Source organism: Campylobacter concisus (assembly GCF_003048985.1).
Lineage (GTDB): Bacteria > Campylobacterota > Campylobacteria > Campylobacterales > Campylobacteraceae > Campylobacter_A > Campylobacter_A concisus_AY.
Window position 1 is genome coordinate 91,584 of sequence record NZ_PIRS01000006.1, and the last position, 16,125, is coordinate 107,708.

15 protein-coding genes and 1 CRISPR repeat array are annotated in these 16,125 nt (G+C 36.5%); of the genes, 3 read left to right on the plus strand and 12 right to left on the minus strand.

From position 1 onward, the window contains the following. Window positions 1-46: 46 nt before the first annotated feature. The 8 genes from CVS91_RS05450 to CVS91_RS05485 form a co-directional block, all read right to left on the minus strand. Complete coding sequence (locus CVS91_RS05450; RefSeq protein ID WP_107830850.1) at window positions 47-1,261, minus strand: ATP-binding protein; 1,215 nt, start codon at window positions 1,259-1,261, stop codon at window positions 47-49. Window positions 1,262-1,353: 92 nt separating this feature from the next. Next, window positions 1,354-2,391: a hypothetical protein gene (locus CVS91_RS05455; protein WP_107830852.1), complete on the minus strand. Its 1,038-nt coding sequence runs from the start codon at window positions 2,389-2,391 to the stop codon at window positions 1,354-1,356. Continuing rightward, window positions 2,381-3,268, minus strand: coding sequence for a type III-A CRISPR-associated RAMP protein Csm4 (csm4, locus tag CVS91_RS05460; protein ID WP_107830854.1), 888 nt, complete (start codon window positions 3,266-3,268; stop codon window positions 2,381-2,383). Before csm4 ends, CVS91_RS05455 begins: the two co-directional genes overlap by 11 nt. Continuing rightward, complete coding sequence (csm3, locus tag CVS91_RS05465; protein ID WP_107830856.1) at window positions 3,268-3,906, minus strand: type III-A CRISPR-associated RAMP protein Csm3; 639 nt, start codon at window positions 3,904-3,906, stop codon at window positions 3,268-3,270. Before csm3 ends, csm4 begins: the two co-directional genes overlap by 1 nt. 9 nt (window positions 3,907-3,915) lie before the next feature. Then, window positions 3,916-4,320: a type III-A CRISPR-associated protein Csm2 gene (gene csm2 / locus CVS91_RS05470; protein ID WP_107830858.1), complete on the minus strand. Its 405-nt coding sequence runs from the start codon at window positions 4,318-4,320 to the stop codon at window positions 3,916-3,918. Beyond that, window positions 4,317-5,834 carry a type III-A CRISPR-associated protein Cas10/Csm1 gene (gene cas10, locus CVS91_RS05475; RefSeq protein WP_107830860.1) on the minus strand — a complete coding sequence of 506 codons (1,518 nt, stop codon included), beginning with the start codon at window positions 5,832-5,834 and terminating at the stop codon, window positions 4,317-4,319. Before cas10 ends, csm2 begins: the two co-directional genes overlap by 4 nt. Beyond that, window positions 5,821-6,657: a CRISPR system precrRNA processing endoribonuclease RAMP protein Cas6 gene (gene cas6, locus CVS91_RS05480; protein WP_107830862.1), complete on the minus strand. Its 837-nt coding sequence runs from the start codon at window positions 6,655-6,657 to the stop codon at window positions 5,821-5,823. The genes cas10 and cas6 overlap by 14 nt, the downstream gene beginning before the upstream one ends. Beyond that, window positions 6,657-6,845 (minus strand): hypothetical protein, encoded by a 189-nt coding sequence (locus tag CVS91_RS05485; protein ID WP_107830864.1) that lies wholly within the window; start codon window positions 6,843-6,845, stop codon window positions 6,657-6,659. The genes cas6 and CVS91_RS05485 overlap by 1 nt, the downstream gene beginning before the upstream one ends. 817 nt (window positions 6,846-7,662) lie before the next feature. Here CVS91_RS05485 and cas1 point away from each other — a divergent pair. Next, window positions 7,663-9,897, plus strand: coding sequence for a CRISPR-associated endonuclease Cas1 (gene cas1, locus CVS91_RS05490; RefSeq protein ID WP_107830866.1), 2,235 nt, complete (start codon window positions 7,663-7,665; stop codon window positions 9,895-9,897). Next, window positions 9,897-10,172: a CRISPR-associated endonuclease Cas2 gene (gene cas2, locus CVS91_RS05495; protein ID WP_103640064.1), complete on the plus strand. Its 276-nt coding sequence runs from the start codon at window positions 9,897-9,899 to the stop codon at window positions 10,170-10,172. The genes cas1 and cas2 overlap by 1 nt, the downstream gene beginning before the upstream one ends. A gap of 445 nt (window positions 10,173-10,617) precedes the next feature. Beyond that, a CRISPR array of direct repeats spans window positions 10,618-11,710; the repeat unit is 37 nt; unit sequence ATTTAAACAAATTTGACCCGATCAAGGGGATTGAAAC. 181 nt (window positions 11,711-11,891) lie between these two features. On the opposite strand, the gene CVS91_RS10200 is transcribed toward cas2, so the two are convergent. Next, window positions 11,892-12,056 (minus strand): hypothetical protein, encoded by a 165-nt coding sequence (locus CVS91_RS10200; RefSeq protein WP_159071399.1) that lies wholly within the window; start codon window positions 12,054-12,056, stop codon window positions 11,892-11,894. 354 nt (window positions 12,057-12,410) lie between these two features. Between CVS91_RS10200 and CVS91_RS05500 the strand changes: the two genes are divergently transcribed. Next, on the plus strand, window positions 12,411-13,370 hold the full coding sequence (locus CVS91_RS05500) for a helix-turn-helix transcriptional regulator (protein WP_107830868.1): 960 nt from the start codon (window positions 12,411-12,413) through the stop codon (window positions 13,368-13,370). On the opposite strand, the gene CVS91_RS05505 is transcribed toward CVS91_RS05500, so the two are convergent. From CVS91_RS05505 to CVS91_RS05515, 3 genes are all read right to left on the minus strand, one after another. After that, the gene (locus tag CVS91_RS05505) at window positions 13,367-14,050 is read right to left on the minus strand and encodes a macro domain-containing protein (RefSeq protein ID WP_103640066.1); all 684 of its coding nucleotides are present in this window, start codon (window positions 14,048-14,050) and stop codon (window positions 13,367-13,369) included. The genes CVS91_RS05500 and CVS91_RS05505 overlap by 4 nt on opposite strands. A gap of 9 nt (window positions 14,051-14,059) precedes the next feature. Then, on the minus strand, window positions 14,060-14,680 hold the full coding sequence (locus tag CVS91_RS05510; RefSeq protein WP_159071400.1) for a DUF4433 domain-containing protein: 621 nt from the start codon (window positions 14,678-14,680) through the stop codon (window positions 14,060-14,062). Between the two features lie 73 nt (window positions 14,681-14,753). Then, window positions 14,754-16,073, minus strand: coding sequence for a CRISPR-associated DxTHG motif protein (locus tag CVS91_RS05515; protein WP_107830872.1), 1,320 nt, complete (start codon window positions 16,071-16,073; stop codon window positions 14,754-14,756). Between the last annotated feature and the right edge of the window lie 52 nt (window positions 16,074-16,125).

The window sequence follows — 16,125 nt, forward strand, 5'->3', positions numbered from 1 at the left end:
ATTTTGTAGAAGCCAGATCATTAGCATTGCATCTTCTTGGCTGTCTCTAATCCATAAAACCAAATGGCAAAGCAAACATATCATTATCTAGCTTCATAGCCGTATCTCCAGTATAAAAAACTATGCCCTTATCAAATTTACTTTGTAAATTTTCTTTTAGATGGTAGATATGTTTAAAGTCATCTTTGCTGATAGTTTTTGAGGATTTGACCTCTATGGCTATGAGCCTACCTGATATCTCAAGGATAAAGTCTATCTCTTTTTGATCGCTAGTTCTATAGTAGTATATATTGGCTTGTTTTTGACTACTGGTATTTGCTTTTAGAAGTTCGTCAAATACAAATGTTTCATATATTGCGCCTTTATATGAGGAATTTGCAAGCTCTTGTGCTGAAGAAATTTGTAGTAAGTGTGTCAGTACCCCTGTGTCAGTAGCAAAAATTTTAGGAGTTTTTATAAGTCTTTTTAGAGCATTATTAAAATATGGCTGAAGCTTTTGGATCTGATAAGTATGCTCAAGCACGCTAAAATAGCTATCAAATGTCTTATTATCAAGCCCAGACTCTAGGCATAGCTCGTTTTTGTTAAAGATATTGCCGCTTCTTAGCATACATAGGCGGTACATAGTGATAAATTTATCCATATTTCTGATGTTACCTATCTCTTTGGCGTCTGATTCTATATATGTTCTTATATATGAGCTAAACCAGAGATATTTTGATTTCTCTGAGTCTATCTTTGTGATCTCTGGGTAGCCACCATTTATGATCTTCTCAGATAGGCCGTTGTTGTCATATTTTCTAAACACCAGATGGCCTATATCGCTACATAAAATATCTATCAAATTTTCATCACTATGGCTTAACTCTTTTTGAGAAAGCGGATAGAGTTCCACTATGCCTATCCTACCAGCCAAAGAGTCCGAGATATCTCTAAAGCCTTTTAAATTTGCAGAGCCAGTTAGTATGAACTGCCCATTTGTTCTATCTTTATCTATAAATTCTTTTATGGCTAGAAGCAATATAGGCACTCTTTGTATCTCATCTATCACGATAGGCTTATTGCAGTGTTCTATAAAGCCTTTTGGATCATTCCTTGCGGATTCATATATGTTTATGTCGTCAAGCGTTATGTAGTTTGGTATATCTAAATTTAAAGCAAGTGTTGATTTACCAACCTGCCTAGCCCCGCTTATCAAAAGCACCGGAAAGCTTTTCATATACTCTTTTATCTCATTTGCTATGGCTCGTTTGATGTACATAGTATTTTATCCTTAAATATTTAGGAGTATAATACTACAATATATATAAATTTACAAGGAGGATTTGACTAGCTTCGCATTATTTAAAAAGATCAATCCTCTTCTAAAATTTCACAAAGAAGCCATCCAAATGGCTGTTTATTTATAAGCCAGGCTGTGGTCTCTTCTTTTTCGATAGAGTATTTTCCTTTACCTTTCATTATTTTTATTTTTCTGACGCCGTCCACAGTAACAGCCCTCGCGCTGCTATGTTTACCAACTCTCAATAAAAATTGGTTGTCTGCGAGTTTTAAATTTTCATATTTTTCAATAAACTTGTCAGATAGTGCCTCGCGTGTAAATTCATCTGTCTCGTAGTCAAATTGCGAAGTAAATATCGGCATATAGTGAGAGTTGCAGGCTTTTATTAGCTCGTCAATGCCAAATTTATTGTTTTTTATCGTAAACGTTGTTTTAAATTCGCTTTTTGAGTTTATCGCCTCGTATCTTACTGGTATGCCTTGACTACCATTTTGTCCTCTTGGCTCTCTGTTTCTTTTTATATTTGTGGCAACTGAAGCAAAAGTATGTGACTCTATCACCTCGCTATCAGCTACCAGAAAATCACTAAAATACTCTTTTGTATCATAACTTTTACTCTTTTTTAAAAGCATTTCGCCAAAGGCCGTAGCTATAGCACCCTTTAGCGAGCTTCCTGGGATTATGGCTTTTTTTAAATTTGGAGATATAAGCGTCTTTTCAATAACCAGTTGGTTTATGACTTTTTTACCACCACCCTCTCTTTGAACTACTTTGCCTATTTTTTCGTTATACTCTTCTGCAATGTTTTTTAGTGCCTGTATTTTGTAGTAAGAGACCTTTTTTGCCAAAGAACTCTTCTCTTTTATAAATTTTTGCAACTTAAGTATACCCACATCCGTAGCATCTGAGGCTATTTTTTTAAATTCATCTTTAGACTTATCATCAAGTTTTTTAAAAAACTCAAATTCATCAAAAACATACATATAGTATTTATCGTCCGCGCCTTTATCTATGACATAGTTCATCGGCTCATAGGCCTCGCCGGTGCCTATATGTATCGGGCTTATAGGTTTTAGTTTTATCTTATAGTTTTTAGTTTCATTGCGCATTTTTTATCTCCGTAGCTATTAGTATGCTATATCCTTGGTGTACCGTGTTTGCATTTACAGAGTGCCCGCTTATAGCTTTTCCTAGATACTCTTTTTCACAAATTTCATTATATACTACCACGCTACTACTATCAGCCATTAGAATAGGACTTTTAAAAGGATTCGTGTTTGCAAGCCCTCCACCGTGTTTGCCAAATCTCGTAAACGGCTCATAGAAAAACTCTTTTAAATTTTCATCATCTATCACAACAGGGCTAAGCGTCATAAAAGCATTTGATCTCTTTTTAATAACCAATTTTTCAAATGCGCTATACTCAAACGCTCCTTTTCCTATGCTAGCTCTCTTGCCATAGCCGCTTTTAGCCACAGTCTCAAGCGCTTTTTCTAGCTCATCAAGCTTAAATCTATCATCTAGCAAAAGGTAGATATCTTGCTTGCTAAATTTCATCTCCACTAAAGCATACGGCGCAAATTTGCCACTATCGTCGGTTGTAAATGTGAGATAGTTTATGGAGTTTTTGATCGTAGCATTCTTTGTTAGCTCGTAGCCGATCTCTTTGCTTGTTTTAGCATTTTTAAAATTTCCGCCTTGCAGATCCTCTATGCTAAGCCAAATTTTCTTCCTATTTTCTTTTTTTAGCTCTAAATTTTCGCCCAAAAGGTGGCTTGGCATGCTAGGCTTTGGCAGATACCCACTAGCAAAGCCATCAGAGACTATCAAAAATGGCTTTTTGTCGTAGTCGCTTAGTAGCTCATTTAGCCTATCTTCTCCAAGTGCATATCTGATCGCCCAGCAAATTTGCCCAAACAAGGTGTCGCCTTTTAACGGCGTAGTAAAATTTGACTTAGGCGTTATGGTAGTTTTATAAAGTGTCATTATTCCCACCTTAAATTTTTAAATTCAACCCTTCCGTAACCTCTTGAGCCGCTACCGCCTAGATAATCGTTTTCTATTAGCTTAAGTCCGCTCTCAACCATCTGCTTTAGCTCGTTTTCGTTGTCGTTATAAGGCTCTTTTTCATCAAAAACTTTTAGTCTGATAACAAGGTCAAATTTCACTCCAGCCGGCACTCGCTCGATCTGGCGAGGATGCTCTGCAGTTCCGCTTTCCCTGTTGATCACGTTTTCATATTTTGCTTCGCTTAGCTTTAGCCCTTCGCTCTCTTTAGATAACACGCAATCCCCAACGCTTATTCTAGTAATGCCAAATTTATTCTCTTTATCGCCAAAAATTTTTAGTAAATTTTGAGCCGATTTTTTATCTGGCTCTGGGACTTTTTCTAAAATTTTAGAGTTAAAAACCTCTCCCTCGCCATAACTAACCAGCCTATTATTCCACTCTAGCAAGCTTCTCATTTTACCTTTTAGTGAGCTTCCTGGGATATAAGGCTTATTTGTGTTTATATCTTTTATCACTTGCGAGTCTATACCGCCTATCTTCATAGTATCATCGCCACCACCTATATGAAGTCCGCTTAAAAGCTCTATTTGTCCCTTTAAAGTTAAAATTTTCATATTCTCTCCTTATTTTTTAGAAAAGCCTATAACGGCCTCAAAAAAGAGTTTAAACACCCTTAGATCATCTTTTGTTTTTACCTGAGCCACACACTTGTTTATCATCTCAACAAATTCATTACTAGAATGTTTTCTGGCGTTTGAATAAGCCGCTTTTGAATTTAGCATCTTTACAAACGGCAAAATTTCACTAAACTCTTCGGTGTTTGATTTTTGCTCTAGCTCTATGACATAGTCATAAAATGCTCTCATTTGCGTAGCTTTTGTTCCTGATACTTTTTCAGCAACCGTTTTTGCTGTAGTATCAAACAAATTTGGATCTTTTTTGTAGTCTAAAACGATTAGCGGCAAAGAGTTGGTTTGCGGTTTATTGCCGGCACTATAGTTACCACTGCCATTTCTATATCCATTCATCGCTCTCTCCTTTTATATATGTATTCACAAATAGCCATTTTGCTCTCCTTTGGATTGTTTTCTATCACATTATTTAGCATAAGAAGTAGCTCATTCATATCACCACCCCCTTGCTTACCCTGCATATTTCTAGTAAAGCTATAACTTAGCTTTGACTTCCACATTGTATTTCTTACGTCCTCACATACATTTTTACTCATCTCGCAAAGTTCAAGTAGCCTATACAAAAACGCCGTGTTGTCTATATTGAATTTCACAAACTCATCTAAAATTTTACTTCTGACGCTTAAGTAGCTATCCCATTTAGCAGTTTCGCCAAAGATAGTGATCGCGTCTTTTCCTGCCATCTCTTTTGAGCTCTCCAACCATTTTTCGCTAGTTTGAGCTAGAAAGCTTATCGGCGTAGATGGTTTTGCTAAAATGATGCCAAAAGATATGCTTAATCCTTTTGTCTTTATAAATTTCATAAACTCTTGCCTTACAAAAAGAGCAAGCTCTATCATCTGATCGTAGCTTCCAACTATCAGCAGATCATCGCCGCCGGCAAAGACCGTATAGCTATTTTCAAATTTCTCTTTCATCTTTCTTGGCACATATAAAGAGAAAAAGTTATTTATCCCCTTTGAAAATGTGTCAAAATTTGCAAAACTTTGCGTCACGTCGCTATTTTTTATGAAATTTCCCATATTATCCACGTCGGCTTTTATCACAGCGATCGCATTATCCCCACGCGATTTTTTAGCCAGATCTTCAAAGTCCACTATCTCGCCTGCATTTTTAGCGACGTATGATCTTATATTTTCTGTTATCTCAAGATCCACATCCATAAAGTCTATGCCTATAGCTTTGCTATTTATCTTTTTGCTATCGCTAGCCAGTCTCTCGCCAAGACGCACAAAAGCACTGCAAATTTCGCATTTGTCCTTATCGTGAGCTATCTTTCTTATATTACAAATTCTGCAAAGAGTTTGATTTGTTATGCCTTTATCGTATGAAAGTACGGGCTCTTGCTCTTTTAAATTTAGCTTTTTAAATTTCTCTAGCTCAACAGCCTTACTGATCTTATCCCTTAGCTCTTTATATCGCCTAGCCTCAGTAAAGTCCGCTCTCTCACACTCCACGCAAGACAGACTAACACCACTAACGCCAAAGAAATTTTTTATAAAATAAGCGTTTATAACGTCTTTTATCTCTTTAAAAGTCACTTCGTCAAATTTAGGAGATAGTATCTCAAATTTACCAGCCGTACATGACAAGATACATTTTTCATCTATGCTAAATTTTTGACAGATAAATTTAGACAAAACTACCATGAAAAGCTCGCAAAATGCTGACTTTGCCCTTAGCACTTTGGCTGCGTTTTTCGAGCCTAGATTATCAAATATAAATTTTTGTATCCCGTAAAAGTCTCCGCCTATTAAAAACATCTTATCTTGCAGTATCTCATCTATATCTTTTGATCCCTGCTCCAAAGCAGCAAACTCATCGCTAAAATAACTGCTAAATTTGCTCATTCATATCCTCCGTTTTTATTTTTCCTAGCCCAAAAACTGTCTGCTTGCCTGCGCCTATTATCTCGCCTAGCTTTAGTAGCTCCATACACTCTTTGTTAACGCCTTTTATCTCCAAAGAGCCTACTAGTCCGCCAAAATTCATAGTCGTATTTTGCCTATTGCTACGCCTAGTTAGCTCCACGTATTTTAGATCCTTTTTGGTTATCTCGCCTTTTGCTTCAAACGGCAATGCCTCATGATCTTGCCCAAAGAGACCAAGCCTTCTTTGGTAGATGGAATTTAATATATCTCGTAGACCTATATTGTCATTTTTTAAAAAAACATTATCTTTTTTTATTCTTAGCGGTGTTACAAATTTGACCCTGACATCGCCCCCGCCACCATCAAAGCTAAAATCTCTTACGTACTCTTTAGGCAGGCTTATTTTATCTTCCGCCAAACACGCCTCACCATTTAAAAACATATCAAATTTCTCGTATTTGACCCTATCTTTGCCAAGACCATATCTTTTTAGCATCATATATGCCGCAGAGGCTATATACGGCAGTTTTTCGCACGCACTTTCTAGCAAAACTATGCCAAAGTCATACCCTTTAGCCCTTAGCTCAAAGTCCAGCCTATATCTATGGTAGCTATTTTTCTTCTCATAAAAGTCGTAGTATAAGCAGCTCTCATTTGCAAAGCATTCGTCACACTTATGGGAGTGATTTATACAGCTTACGCTTTTTAGCGCATATCCAAAAGCTCCCCTCACCTGCGAACCGATAAAAAATGGCGGCTTTTGTGATGGCTCAAATTTAACTCTAAGCTCGGCGTACCTCATCAAAACTCCTTATCTTCGCATAGTCTAAAACCGCACCCACCATGCTCTTTTAGACTATTTTTTCTATTTGTTTTAAATTTGGAGATAAATTTATTAAGATTTGGTAGCTCTAGCAGTACGCCAAGACTATCTCTTGCCGCCCTTATATTGCGAGAAAAGGTCAAAATCATATTAGTTTTGTTATTCACTTCAACGCTCGATTTTAAAATTACCCTATTATATATGAATTAAAGGCAAATGTTTATGTTTTTTAAATTTTTGTTTAAAAATTATTATTTTTTGTATATCTTATGCACAATTTAACACTTTTGGCTTTTAGCTTAAATTTTCATCTTTTTGGCTAAAATTTCGAAAATTTGTGATTGTAAAGATATTTAAAATAGGTTCTTTCACTTATTATTGTTAAATTTGACCCGATTTAGGGGATTGAAACAGGTTACGAGTTATCTTATCCCCATTCATTTCTAAAATTTAAACAAATTTGACCCGATCAAGGGGATTGAAACACCTCGATCTCGCATAACTCTGCGATCTCAAGTGTTACATTAGCAGATTTAAACAAATTTGACCCGATTTAGGGGATTAAAATCATAAAACATAAACCAAGGCGGCGTAAGCGAAAAAGATTTAAACAAATTTGACCCGATCAAGGGGATTAAAACTTGTCTCCGTTCATCTCTAGTATGACAACTTTCATACTGACTCATTTAAACAAATTTGACCCGATTTAGGGGATTGAAACTGTACCACGTTAGGGGTGAGTGATCTATGAGGTTCATGAGATTTAAACAAATTTGACCCGATCAAGGGGATTGAAACTTGCTCATTACACTATCCTTTCCGTAGGTTTTAGTATCGACATTTAAACAAATTTGACCCGATTTAGGGGATTGAAACAGCAGAGACGAAGCTAGTTGGTCTTTGTTCATACTATTACATTTAAACAAATTTGACCCGATTTAGGGGATATAGCGACCCATACCACACTTAAAAGGTAAATTCAAAATGTTTACTAAAAACCTAGAACACATATTTACAAAAGCTGCTCTAAGCTCCGCATTTGACGAAATTTCTGCAAATTCTCTGGGTTTAGACGAGATCTCATATGCAGACTTTAAGAAAAATTTTAACCAAAACGCAGCTCATCTCATACATTCATTGATAAATGGCACCTATGCGCCAGAGCCACTAAAAAGGATAGCCATTCCCAAGGAAAACCACAACGGAGTAAGGCCCATAGGCATATCCTCTATAAAAGACAAACTAGTTCAAAGAGTCCTATACTCAGAGCTTAGTCCATACTTCGATGAGACGTTTTTATCAAATTCCTACGCCTACCGCCCGCACAAATCCACCTACAAAGCCATAAACAGAGCCAGTAGCTTCATAAACGAAAATGACTGTTGGATACTAAAAGCCGACGTAAAAGACTTTTTCGAGTCGATAGACCACTCAAAACTACTACAAATTTTGCAAAAACATATAAAAGACATAAAGATCATAAGCCTTATCTCGCTCTTTTTAAAAACCGGCGGATTTTTAAAGCGCGACTTTAAAGAGCACAAAGTAGGTGTAAACCAAGGTGATATACTATCTCCTATGCTATCAAACATCTATCTTGATTTGATGGATAGATTTATAAACAAGACCACGGATAAATTTGTCAGATACGCAGATGACTTTATCGTATGCTTTGCAGAAAAAGACGAAGCGACCGAATTTGAGAAAAAGCTAGATGACTTTTTAAAGCTGCTAAATTTATCTCTCAACAAAGAAAAAACAAAAGTCGTAAACATAAACGACGGTTTTGTCTTCCTATGCGTTCGTTTCTTTGGTAAAAACCGCTGTGTAGATAACGACAAAATTCAAAAGATCATCTCAAATTTACACTCCGCAAGCAAAGAAAAGTCAAATTTCATAGACTACATAGACGAAATAAACGCCATCTTGCTTACTCTTAAAAACTACTATCTAAAGATCATACCGCCAAACTCACCGCAAATAACGCAGATAAAAGAGCACCTCATAGACTCTTTAGCCCAAAAGATCGCCCTATACAAACAAAACAAAAGCATAAATTCAAAAAAAGAATTCACCCTCTACCTTGGAAAGATCGACTTTGGAGTATTGTTTAATCAAAACGAGATAAAAGACAAGATAACCCTAGCCATAACAAAAGGCTATGACAAATACCTATCTCAAAAAAGCTACGACAACGACTCCCGCAAGATAAACCAAAAGCGAAATTTCTACGCAACCAAGATCGCCTCGGATTCTACGCTTCATATCAACCAAATAGGTGTCTATCTAGGCCTTAGCAAAAATAAATTTACCATAAAGCAATACGGCAAAATTTATAAAGAATTTCCCATCTCTAAAATTTCCCGCATCATCGTTGATAGCGAGCATATCTCACTATCTTCTGCAGTGATATGGCGCTGTGCAAGAGAAAAGATCCACATCGATTTCATAGACAAGCACTACGTCCCATACGCTACCTTACTAGCCTACAACAGCACCTCTACGCAGACAGCACACAAACAAGCCATGCTCCTAAACACACCAGCCCAGCTATATCTCGCCACCTCTTTTGTCGAGGCAAAGATAAGAAACCAAACCAACTATCTAAAATACCTAAACAAATACCATAAATTTCTCAATCCACACATCCTAAAACTAGAAAACATCCTAGAAAGAAAGCTAAAATACGCCAAAAACACAAACGAGCTCATGGGCTTTGAGGGCTCGGCAGCTGCTATCTACTGGGACGGCATAAAGAGCATACTTCCGCTAGAATTTGAAAAGCGCATAACATTTGGCGCCAAAGACATCGTAAATTCCTCACTAAACTACGCCTACGCCATACTCTACTCCAAGGTTCAAGAGTGCTTATATCTAGCAGGTCTTAGCCTACATATCTCATTTTTGCATGCGCTTGATAGCACGAAGCCAACCTTAGTCTTTGACATGATAGAGCAGTTTAGAACATTTATGGTAGATAGAGTCATAGTCTCGATGCTAAACAAAGATGAGCCCATCTCACTAAACAAAGAGGGGCTTCTCACCGACGCTTCTAAAAAGCTCATAGCGCAAAACATGAAAGAAAAACTCGGTAGCTACACTATGTGGAAAAAGCAGTCATACAAATGCGAAAACATAATCATGCAAGAGTGCTACGACCTAGCTCGCTTCATAAACGGCGAGAGCAAAAGCTATAGACCTTTTGTGGGAAAATTCTAATGAAATTTGTAATAGCCTACGACATACAAAGCGATAAAAATCGCAAAAAACTCTCAGATATCCTTGAAGGCATCGGCTACCGCGTAAATTTTAGCGTCTTTGAGTGCGAGCTAAACGAAACCAAGCTCAAAAAACTGATAAAATCCGCCAAAGCATTGCTAAACGTCAAAACAGATAGCTTGAGATTTTACCGACTATGCGAAAACTGCGTGAGTAAAAGCTTTGAGCTATGCGATAAAAAAGGTATCTTCGAGGCGCAAGAGCTCTTTGTCTAGCTTATGTCGTTCTTAAATTTATTTTGGATTTTTGATTTGCGAACTTTTTTAGCTGAAATTTGACCATTTTTGGCTAAAATCTCGCGAAATAGGTTCGCAAATCTAGTTTTTTTCAAAATATCTCTCATACATTTGCGAACTTTTAGTTATGCCTAAGTTTAGGATAGCCTATTTTAGGACCTTGCGAAACTTATATACCGCTTAAAGTTCGCAAACCTATAAAATTTGAAATTTTTAAAAGAGATTTGCGAACTTTTTTAAGATGACAAATGCCTAAATTTAGGGGTTCTTTCACTTATCATTGTTAATTTTATGGAGTTAGTATTTTTTCATACCCATACATTTGCGAACTTTTTTGAGCTTTTCGCGAATTTTGGGTATCTTTAAAGCCGGTTTCTTAAATAATTTTGCTAATTTTTCCTTTGCAAAAATAGTCTTTTAGGCTATTTAAACAAATTTGACCCGATCAAGGGGATTGAAACAATACTTCCTCCGCTGTTGAGAAACGATGTTGCTTCTCATTTAAACAAATTTGACCCGATCAAGGGGATTGAAACCTTTTCTCCTTTGACTACTACATTGTAGTAGCCTCTATTTAAACAAATTTGACCCGATCAAGGGGATTGAAACGCCTTGAGTGCGTCTTCAGCAGTGTTTGCCTTCACAAATTTAAACAAATTTGACCCGATCAAGGGGATTGAAACCCCTTGGCTACCACATTGTAGAAACCTTTGTTTGAAGATTTAAACAAATTTGACCCGATCAAGGGGATTGAAACGCTATTCTTAAGTTATCTAGAGACACGCTATGTATGCCTTGTGGTATTTAAACAAATTTGACCCGATCAAGGGGATTGAAACAAAGCTCTCTCGTATTCATAGTTTTTACGATAGTATTTGTATTTAAACAAATTTGACCCGATAAAGGGGATTGAAACTCAAAACGGTGCCCCTTACCACTTTGGCAAGAGTGAGGTATTTAAATAAATTTGACCCGATAAAGGGGATTGAAACTCAAACCACGCCGCCCATTTAGGCAAATTCTCGCTTTTTATTTAAACAAATTTGACCCGATCAAGGGGATTGAAACGCTACAGTTGTAGCTGCACCTTTAAGGTCTACACTCTTGATTTAAACAAATTTGACCCGATTTAGGGGATTGAAACTCTTTGTTCTGTTTCTTTAACCCTTGTTTAGCAAGGATTAGATTTAAACAAATTTGACCCGATTTAGGGGATTGAAACGCAATGAACCATAAAGGTATTGCCTTCACCATAGGTATTTAAACAAATTTGACCCGCTCAAGGGGATTGAAACATAGTCATATTCTTATGCTTTTCGTCATTGCTCTTGAATTTAAACAAATTTGACCCGCTCAAGGGGATTGAAACCATATAATGCTACTCGCTGTAAAGAGGGGTATTATAGGAATTTAAACAAATTTGACCCGGTTTAGGGGATTGAAACGGATAACCCATTCCATACTATTCTCCTTAAGATAAATTTAAACAAATTTGACCCGATCAAGGGGACTAATAAAAATGGCAAAGCCTAGGCGCTTTATGTTGTTATTTATAAAAAATGAGTAGTGCTTATATGCGTTTGTTCGGTAAATTTAGATAAGAAGATGTGAGATGATAGGTTTTTTGTGATTTGCGTAGGTAAATAAAAAGCTACTTCAAATGAGCCATGAATTTTAGTTCATGGCTGCATGGGCCAACTATTTAGAAGTTGGCTTCATGCGAAATGTGCCCTTAGTCGTTTGGACCTTGGTGTAGCCACCAAAGCTTTGACCCACTTTTTGGTGAGCGCGAGCAGATGAGTAAGATCTGCTTGAAGACGATGAAGAAGACTTTGAATAAGAACGTGAATAGCATTTTGCCATTTTAACCCCTTTGTGTTGAATTTTTTGTTTTTACATAGACTACTTCAAATGAGCCATAAATTTTGCTTCATGGCTGCATGGGCCAACTATTTGGAAGTTGGCTTCATGCGAAACGTGCCCTTAGTCGTTTGGACTTTGGTATAGCCACCAAAGCTTTGACCCACCTTTTGACTAGCACGAGCAGATGAGTAAGATCTGCTTGAAGATGATGAAGAATAAGAACGTGAATAACCTTTTGCCATTTTGGCCCCCTTGTGTTGAATTATTTTGTTTTGTTGGGAGAATTATAAAAGAGTGTATGGACATATTGTGTATAATTCATAAAAAACTTTAGAGAATATAAAGGATAAAGTGATGGACGCACAAACCAGGATACTATGGCTACTTAAAAAGCTAAATCGTGGCGAGATAATCAACACTGCACAAGACGAGCTGTGGGTAAATGAAAAAGATGATACTCCGAGGCTAAACTATAAAACCATACGACGAGACTTTGACGCGATAAAAAGTGTTTTTGGTGAGATAGAGATAAAGCGCACAGAGTCTGGCTGCTATCAAGCTATCAATACAAATTTACTTGATGATTTGCTCGATGAGAGAAAGAGAAATGTCTTAAAGATAATCTACACAATGCTTGCCAAAAACTCGCAAAAATTTCATGAAAATAGCAAAAAAACGGCTATATCTCAAACTATAAATGAATCATTGGGCGTTTATGACTTTGTCACAAGCCCGATCGAGACGGAACTAGACAAAAGCGTCATAAAAACACTAGAAGATGCGATACACTATAGAAAAAAGCTCGCGATTGAGTATACGCCTACAAGCAGATCCAATAGCAAAAAATTTAAAGAGGTGAAGCCATATAAAATTTTGCTAATCAATGAAAATTTATATCTGGCAAATAGCAACAACGAGTATGATTTTTCACTTTTTAGGATAGCTGGGATAGTAAATTTAGAGGTTATCAAAGGCGAAATATTTAATCACGACTATAACATAGATGATTTTATAAAAAACATCCAGACGCCGTTTGCGGTCTTTTCTCATGAGTGGAGAAGCTCACTTATAGAAGTACAGCTCGAGATCAGCCCAAAAAAGGCCTTTTTGTTTGAGAGAAAAAACTTTTTTAGCTCACAAAAGATAATAGAGCGAAAGTCAGACGGGGCAATCGTAGTTAGCTATCATTTTACGGACCTTAAGGAGATAGAGTTTTTCATAATGGAATTTTTAGGATACGTTAAAATTCTAGCCCCAATGGAGCTAAAACAAAAGATCATAAAAAAGATAGAAGAAGGTAAAAATTTACTCTAAAATAGCCTTTGAGGCATGCTTTTAACCAGTCTAAAACATGCTTCAAGGGACTTATCACCTATGCCAGGAGCTTTTAGTAAAGAGCTTAGCGAGTGATATAGTCCGCTATCTATCGCATCTTTGATAGCTTGAAATCTTATATTTTTTACGCCTAGGGCTTTGGTTTGCCTTTTTAGCTCGTTGATATCAAAATTGAGCGCAAAGTCATCATACAAATCATCGCTTGCATTTTCATCAAATTCCCAAATTTCGCACTCTATATTTAAAGGCTCTAGAAATTTCATCATCAAATTTATAACTTCGTCTTTATCAAGTCCGCCATTTGCAGCACCAAGAAGAGGAAACGCGACGCTGTCGATGTTTTTGCTAGCATAGGTATTTGTAAATTTTTCAAGACCAGCTTTGATGTAGCTCATTTTAGATGGGTCTTTCCAGTGCTTTTTGGTAGGGAAATTTAGCACTTGTCGTCCATCATCTGCTTTATATAGCCATAGCTTGCCTATATCTATTTTATTTGGGTTATCCTCGCTACAAAGCTCGACATATCTCGCAAACATCTCAGGATAGCGCAGCCTAAACTCATAGGCTATACCAGCACCCATGACACCTACGCAGTTAATTGTATTTACGATAGTGCCTGCCTTGGTGTTAAATATATTTCCATTTTTTAGAGTTACCATTTTTTATCCTTAGAAAAATTTAGCTGGATCAACTATGACGTTGATATTATACATTTTAAGATCATCAGCTAGTTGCTCTTCGATAGCTTTTTTACTAATTTGATCTTTAACATATATAGAGCGTATGTAGCGGCTATAAACTACATCATTGATCAAAACTTCTGCCATCATTTTTTGCTTGATATCAGTATATATAAAGCCGTTATCACACCATCTTGAAGAAAAGACATCATTAAAATTTATAAAATTTGGATTTTGCAAGTCGGGCAAGTATCTGCTAAATTTAGCTTCATCCGCAGATGCATTGCGATTTGAGATCAAAAAGCCATCTTGGTGATCTTTAATAACCCTAACGTCAAATCCTAAAATGATAACGTGAGCATTGTTTCTATTTTTATAAAGCATGGCATTGCGAGGATTAAAATAAAATGGGACATAGTCGTGAATTTTATGTCCATATATCTGCTCAACCTTTTCGCGTCTTGCATTAACCTCTTGGTTGCTAATATCTACTTGCCTGTAGGAGTTGTAGTGATTTTGCAAGCCATGTAGTAAAATATTTTTCAAGTTGTTAGAGTCTGTCATATGAAAAATTTCGCTCATACCGTCTAAGAAAGTTTGGTTGCTCATTATAACCTCCGTTATTTTTTCGGAGATTATAAGAGGCATTATAGACATATAGTGTCTGTAAAAAATTAAATAGCTAACTATCTTGTATTTTTATAAAGTCTTGATACTTGTCAAATAGCTTTTTTATCTCTTGTTTTATATGGCTAAATTCTTCTTCGCTGATATTGCCGTGTGCGAAGTCGTTGCGTAGCTCATCTAACTGCTTGTGATATTTGCTCAGTTCGTTGTTTGAACCAAATTTTGTGTTTATAACACCCCTAATCTCTTTTATTTCTTTTTTTGAAAGTTCGAGATACTTCAAATTTTTCATAGTCCTGCCGACAAAGTCTTCATCAGTCTCATTCGTACTAGTTTTTAACGACTGAATAAAGAAATTACTTATCAGATAATTTTTCCTAACGCCCTTAGTAGAGCATTCATCTAAAATTTTCTTAAAAACGACAGGGATATTTCTTTCAAAAACTCCAACTATATAGCTATTTACGCTCTCAAACAGCAGCACCAACGACTGCAGCAAATAACCCTTTTCAAACATATCTTTAGCTAGTTTATACCTAAAAACATATGCGCTATCGTTCCAGTTACATATTTTACTTAGCCTATCTTTTAGATCCTTAGCTCTTGATATAAGTGCGACATCATCTATCCTATCAAGCTCTTTGATCAGCTCACCATGCGAGCTTTTCAGCTTTGCTATATTTAAGCTTAGTATATTATTTGAAAAGTCATTTAAAACATTTACCAGCGGCTCAAATTTCTTTGTCTTTATGTGCTGCGCCAAAGTATAGTTTTGCGAAAAAGCCGCGATCACAAAGGCGATATTAGCGATATCTAGGTATTGCCTTAGGTCTATTATCTCATATAGCTTAAATTTTTCTATCTCCTTTGCAAACAAAATTTGATCTATCTGGGAGACATTTGAGAAGTTTTGTATGAGTAAATCAACTAGTGCAAGCAAAGGCAGATGACGAAAGCCATGCGTCACATCAAAAACTATCCTACCAACCCCACTTTTTACTAAATCATCTATCACTCTCTCAAATATCTCAAACAAAGCCTCAAAATTCTTCTCATCTGTGATCTTGTAGCTATCGTTAAAATTTATCTGAAAATTTGCGTAGTGAGCTATTACCGCTTCGTTAAACTCCCTAGCATCTGTGGTATATATAGGTACTATATTTTCAGCACCAAATTTATCTGCCAGCAACGGCAAAGTGTTAAAAAACTCTTGCGATTTATCAGCGCTCTCACCAGCGAAATAATACCTAGCGCAACCTTCGGTTTTAATGTTCTCTTTTTGGCCTTGTATGCCAAGGATCGTGATAACAGCTGTTTTGTTGTTGATCTCTTCACTCTGGGGTGGATTTGCTTTTTTGACTATAGTTAGTGGCATTTGCTTCCTTTTAAATTTAACAGCTTATATTTTTGAAGTATAGGAGATTATC